This is a genomic window from Psychrobacter sp. GW64-MNA-CIBAN-0177, assembly GCF_040309585.1.
Classification (GTDB): Bacteria; Pseudomonadota; Gammaproteobacteria; order Pseudomonadales; family Moraxellaceae; genus Psychrobacter; species Psychrobacter okhotskensis.
The window spans coordinates 125066-131545 of record NZ_JBEOOY010000008.1; the positions used below are offsets into that span (position 1 = coordinate 125066).

At 45.9% G+C, this 6480-nt stretch carries 4 protein-coding genes and 2 tRNA genes; all 6 read left to right on the forward strand.

Annotation, left to right across the window (positions count from 1 at the left end):
- The first annotated feature begins 42 nt into the window (after positions 1-42).
- The 6 genes from AAEY79_RS07455 (at position 43) to AAEY79_RS07480 (ending at position 6480) form a co-directional block, all read left to right on the forward strand.
- Complete coding sequence (locus tag AAEY79_RS07455) at positions 43-705, forward strand: hypothetical protein (protein WP_025653082.1); 663 nt, start codon at positions 43-45, stop codon at positions 703-705.
- Between the two features lie 58 nt (positions 706-763).
- Entirely contained in the window at positions 764-1843 is a 1080-nt protein-coding gene (gene holA, locus AAEY79_RS07460; RefSeq protein WP_201582263.1) for a DNA polymerase III subunit delta, read from the forward strand.
- Positions 1844-2119: 276 nt separating this feature from the next.
- Entirely contained in the window at positions 2120-3448 is a 1329-nt protein-coding gene (locus AAEY79_RS07465) for an efflux RND transporter periplasmic adaptor subunit (protein ID WP_350588479.1), read from the forward strand.
- Positions 3449-3567: 119 nt separating this feature from the next.
- On the forward strand, positions 3568-5568 hold the full coding sequence (locus tag AAEY79_RS07470) for a MacB family efflux pump subunit (protein WP_350588478.1): 2001 nt from the start codon (positions 3568-3570) through the stop codon (positions 5566-5568).
- Positions 5569-6175: 607 nt separating this feature from the next.
- Positions 6176-6251 (forward strand) — tRNA-Lys (locus tag AAEY79_RS07475).
- 156 nt (positions 6252-6407) lie between these two features.
- Positions 6408-6480, forward strand: a tRNA-Lys gene (locus tag AAEY79_RS07480).

A 6480-nucleotide genomic window follows, 5' to 3' on the forward strand; every position in this document is an offset into this window, starting at 1 on the left:
TCATCTCAAACGAAATTAAGCAAGCCAAGTGGACAATGCAATATGGCAAAAAAGTCTAATGCACAGAAGCTAGCGACAGCATTACTCGCAAGCTTGCCACTGCTTTCTGTACTGGGAGCCACAGCGGCTCTTAGTGGCTGCGGCTTTCAGCTAAGAGGTTATGGCACACCGATGCTATTTGATGTGGCCAAAACAGCCATCATCATCGAAGACAATCGCACCTCCTTTCCACTAAAGTTACCGTTGTCACGACGCCTAGAAGCCTTGGGCGTCGATGTTATCGATAATATGACCTTGGTCGATATTACCAATAACAATAAAAACGCGACGGCGGAACCCATTGCTGCGATTAGCGTCAAAAATATGCGCTTTAAGCGTTATGAATTGGTCGGTGTTTTAACAGAAATCCGCTTAGTATTGTCAGCAGATGTCAGCTACCAAACCCTACAAAATGGCAAAGTGGTGACACTAACCAACCCTATCCAAGTCGAGCGCAGTTACCAGTATAATGAAGCATCGGTCAGTACCGATGACCAACAAGGCGATCAAATTCGTGACTGGCTCTATGACAGTTTGGCACGCCGTATCACTGATCAATATGTTGCCATTGCATTGCCTAGAGTCACCCCTGCCAATGCCAATAAAACGGCACAAACAGGCTCAGCGTCTACGGCTGTTATCGTTCCAAGCACACCAACCCCTTAATGGTTAGCGTAAGGTATTCTGTCCATCCATTCTCATAAACCTGTGTCCTCATTAGTCTATGCAAGAGTCTTTTATACAAGCCTATCCCAAACTACTACAGTCATCCGTGGCCGTAGCTGGTTTGTGGCTGGCACATGGAGATGAGCCGTTATTGAGTCAGTGGCTGATCGATGCCTTGCGTCCGCATTGGCGTGCGCAGAATTACGCGATTAAACGTATAGAGCTGGTGTCGATTAAGAGCTGGCAAGAAGTACTCTCAGAGCTTGGTAGCCAGTCTTTATTTGATGATGCCAGCGCCTTGATCGTAACCGGTAATCATAAACCTGATAAAGCCGTTATCGCTGAGCTTGAGCGCTTTGCTGTCGAGGCACAAACAGGGGCGCACAGTCATAGCTTATTATGGTTAACGCCCAAGCAAGACAAACGCGCGCAAAGCAGCAAGTGGTTTGCGCCATTTGCGCAATACGGTCACATCATTGACTGCAATTTATACAACGAACAGCAACGTCAGCAGCTGTTGCAGATTCAAGCCCAGCAATTTGGACTCAAGCTGTCGCAAGAAGCGTGGCAACTGCTCATGTCGCACACCGAGCATCACCTGCTAAGTGCTTATCAAACCTTGTGGCGGCTGTCTTATCTATTTGCACCGCAGTTGGATGCTAGTAGTCATGACGCAACTCACGAAGGCAATAATCAGTCTACAACGACCGCGCCAAACGTAGCATTAGACATCAAAGATCTTCAGGCCGCCTTGGTCAGCGACGCTCAATTCAGCGTCTTTGATTTATCTGATGCAATGCTGGCAGGCAATAGCGCACAAGTGGCAAAAATCATTTTTCAGCTGCAAGCCACTGATGAGCCGACGACCTTGGTACTGTGGGCAATCAGTAAAGATATGCGCCAAATTATACAATTAATGGATGGCCAAGACCCGCAAGCACTGGGTATTTGGCGTAGCAAACAAGCTCTCTATCAACAAGCGTGCCGCCGCCAAACGACAGCGCAAACGGCTGAATGGCCTGCCCTGCTATATCGTTGTGACCAAGCGATTAAAGGTCTCATTCGACAGCCGGCGTGGGAGTTGTTATTGCAGGCTGCACTTGAATTAACAGGTAAGCGCTTGTTTGCTGCGCAATAAATTTCAGTCACTATTGTTATTGATGTGATGCAGCCATTCCCTGTCAAAAATAGCGTCAGTAATGACTTCTAACAAACTTTCTATGCTCTCCGATGCCTTCTGCTGCCCTCTATAGTTTTCAGATATATCTACTTTTGCAATTCCCCTCCTATTTTTTCTCTATTCCCACCATGTTCAAAAACTACCTTAACGTTTCGCAAACTAATTGCCATTCCCTTTTGGTCGCCAAGCCTCTACTATAGCTACACTTGATTTAACTGTGATTGGATTGTTGTCATGCGCAAAATGAGCAAAAAGTCTGCTATTAAATGGGGCGTCATTGCCCTTATCATCGTAGCTTTAGGGGCTTTAGCCTACAAAACCTTTAAACCAAAAGACACCACACCCAACTATCTAACGGCGACCGCTGAGATTGGCGATATCGAAAATAACGTCATGGCATCGGGTAAAGTAAAGGCATTAAATACCGTCGATGTTGGGGCGCAGGTATCTGGTGAAGTAACGCGGCTGTTTGTCGACGTCGGTGATGAAGTCAAAAAAGGCGATTTAATTGCGCAGATTTATCAGGTGACGCAAAAGAATAATTTAAGTAATGAGCAAGCGAGCCTCGAGCAAAGTGAAGCGGCGTTACAAAGCGCGCGTGCCGAGTCGCTAAGCCGTCAAGCGAGTCTAAAAAGTGCGCAAGCGGATCTTGCCAGCCGTCAAGCTGAATTAAAGCAAGCACAAGCAGATTTCTCACGCTTGCAAGGTTTACTGGCTATCGATGCCATATCACAGCAAGATTACGATACGCAAGCGACCAAAGTTGCCACCGCACAAGCATCAGTCGCCAATGCCCGCGCTGCTATCGATACCGCAAAAGCAGCGATTGCAACAACTGAGGCCAATATCAACAGCCAACAGGCAGCATTACGTAAATCTCAAACCAACGTTAGCACTGCGCAGGAAGATTTAAGCTATACCACCATCCGTGCGCCGATGTCAGGAACAGTGGTATCGGTGACCACTGAGCAAGGGACGACGGTCAACGCCAATCAGACTGCGCCAACCATCGTTACCTTAGCGGATTTATCCACCGTGCGTATTAACGCGCAAATCTCTGAAGCGGACGTTATTAATGTCCAAGCGGGTTTGCCCGTCTACTTTAATATCATTGGTAATCCTGATCAAAAATTTGACTCTGTCCTCAAGGCGATTGAACCCGCCCCTGAGAGTATCAGTGACACCAGCTCAACGGACGCGGCTATTTATTATGTCGGTTATATTGAAGTGCCCAATACCGATCGCCGTTTCCGTATCGACATGACCGCGCAGGTTTATATCGTTATTGATCAAGCAAAAAATACGCTACTTATCCCCTCTGCGGCCCTGCAACCTGCTGGCGATACTAAAAATACCAAAAGCAGAAATGAGGATCCGAACGTAAAAACATCCAAGGTTCGCGTGCTAAAAGCGGATGGTCAAGTCGTCGAGCAAATAGTGAAGACTGGTATTAACAACCGCGTGAATGTTCAGATTTTGAGTGGTCTTAATAAAGGCGATGAAGTCATCTTAAGCGAAGAAGGTCCCGCAAAAGCAAATGCCCGAGGCGGACGTCCGTTTTAATGCCTAGCACTAAAATTGGCGTACCATCTGCACAGATACATCGCTCAGCAAACATCGCCCAGCAGATAAGTTTTTGAAATTGATTCATATTAGCAGTATTGATATAGGTAGCATTCTAGATGAATAGTGGCAACCCCAACCCTAATATCGCAGCAGACGTCCCATTGATGCAGGTCAAAGGGCTGATAAAAGAGTTTAAAGCGGGTGAACAAACCATTCGTGTGCTTCATGATATCGATCTGACTATCAATCAAGGTGAGATGGTGGCCATCATTGGTCAATCGGGTTCGGGTAAGTCGACCCTGATGAACATCTTAGGCTGCTTGGATCAAGCCAGTGCTGGCGAATACAAAATATTTGGCAAACCCGTTGACCGCCTAGAAGCCGATGAGTTGGCCAAACTGCGCCGCGAGCACTTTGGCTTTATTTTTCAACGTTATCATTTACTCGGCGATATCAGCGCGCGCGATAACGTCTCGGTGCCTGCAGTATATGCAGGGATGGATGGGCAAGCCCGTAACGAGCGAGCCGAGAAACTGCTAGCAGACTTGGGATTGGCAGATAAAGTCAATAATCGTCCTAATCAGCTGTCAGGCGGACAACAGCAGCGTGTTTCTATCGCTCGGGCACTGATGAATGGCGGCGACATTATTTTAGCGGATGAGCCAACTGGGGCACTCGATAGTAAGTCTGGCGACGATGTGATGCAGATATTGTATGAGTTAAATGCCCAAGGCCATACTATTATCATGGTCACGCATGATCCCAACCTTGCGGCACAAGCCGAGCGGGTAATTGAGCTCAAAGACGGTTATGTGATTGCTGACTATGAAAATGAGCGCTACCAGCGAACAGAGGTAAAACCTGAGCCTATTTTAGACAAACATCGAAAGAGTACCTTTAGCAGCTTTATCGACCGTATATTTGAAGCGTTTAAGATGTCATTACTGGCCATGCGTGCTCATAAAATGCGCACCTTACTGACGATGCTAGGCATTATTATTGGTATCGCCTCAGTCGTATCAGTCGTCGGTCTCGGTAAAGGCTCACAGGCGCAGATCCTCTCCAATATTAGCTCTCTTGGCACCAATACTATTACCGTCTCTGACGGCTATCCTTATGGCGATCCCAGACGGCAATACAATGATGACAATTTAACGCCAGAAGACGCCCAAGCGGTCGCTGATCAGCCCTATGTCGTTAGTGTGAGCCCGCAGCTCGATACCAATATTAATGTGCGTTATCGCAGCGTCCAGGAGGCGGCTAGCGTTAGTGGTGTGGGTAAAGACTATCTTGATGTCAGTGGCGAAACACTGGTTCAGGGTCAAGGTTTTGATGAGGACAGCATCTTACGCCGTACTCAAGACATTATCATCGACAACAACGCCAAAAATACCTTTTTTCCGGACAACCCCAACCCCATCGGTGAAGTCATGCTGATAGGTAGCGTACCAGGGCGAGTCATTGGCGTCTTAGCCCCCAACTCTAGCGGCTTCGGCAGAGGTTCTGTCGATACGCCTACGCTATATATGCCCTATACCACGATGATGTCGCGACTTATCGGTAGTGCCTATATTGAAAATTTTGTCGCCCTCATTGATGATAATATCTCATCGGCCGCTGCAGAATCAGCCATTTCCGAACTGATGGAAAGTCGCCATGGTACCGATGACTTTCGCATACGCAACTCAGACTCGATTCGCCAAACCATCGAATCGACCACCACTGCCATGACCTTACTGATTTCATCAATCGCTATTATTTCACTAGTTGTTGGTGGTATCGGGGTGATGAATATCATGCTGGTGTCGGTCACTGAACGCACCAATGAGATTGGGGTACGTATGGCGGTCGGTGCTCGTCAAAACGACATTATGCAGCAGTTTTTAATCGAGGCCGTACTGGTCTGTATTCTAGGCGGACTACTTGGTATTGGGCTGGCATTTGCGATTGGTGAGGTCATTAACCGCGTTGGTGGCGATAGCTTTAAAGTCATTTATTCATCCACCTCTATCATTGCCGCCTTTTTGTGCTCGACGCTGATTGGTGTTATCTTCGGTTTCTTGCCTGCACGCAATGCGGCCAGACTGGATCCTGTAGAAGCGCTGTCTAGAGATTAAACGGATAGATAATTGCTAAATAGTGAACGAACGATTAAATCAGACGCTACCTTATAGTCGTTCCACTATAGAATAAACACAGTGCTACTGGGATGGATTTTTCATAGCATCGAAACTGCGCAGGCACAGCAAGCAAAGAAAATTTATACCAGTAGCACGCTATAATACTTGTACTCATCTTATTTGGGACTAACTGTATTTATTCAGTCAGTTATCTTAGCTAACTGACCTTCTAAAATTGCCCTTCTAAAATTGCATTTACTCGTGAATATAATAAAAATACCCATTGTTTTGCCTCAATTACACTTTTTTTGTTCTACGGGGTTGTAATTGTCTTAATAATATATATAATGTGCTCTCACGTTTAGAGATACAAATAATCTAAACGAGTAAACGAGCTTATTGTCTCTTTTGATATTGATTCAAGAATAGATAAAGAAGTTAAGCTTATAGATATTTTTAATGTCTAGTTTTAATAAATATCCCTTTAAGGGAATTTATCTTGCAGTAAATGCAAACCTAGTTTGGATACTGAGTTTTTAGAACTTACGAAAATGTAAATTCTCTTGCGCTCAGACGAAGCAGTGTTTCGTGTTATCCTCGCTCAGGGCCGATAGCTCAGTTGGTAGAGCAGTTGACTTTTAATCAATTGGTCCCGCGTTCGAGTCGCGGTCGGCCCACCATCTTTAGTATGATTCTTATCATGTATGCTACCCTATTCGGTAGTAGCGTTATAAGTTTAAAGACATTGTTTTTGATGTCTAGTTTTAATAAATTTCCCTTTAAGGAAATTTATCTTGCGAAGCTAAAATTGTCATGCAATTTTTTAACGCTTCTCAGGGCCGATAGCTCAGTTGGTAGAGCAGTTGACTTTTAATCAATTGGTCCCGCGTTCGAGTCGCGGTCGGCCCA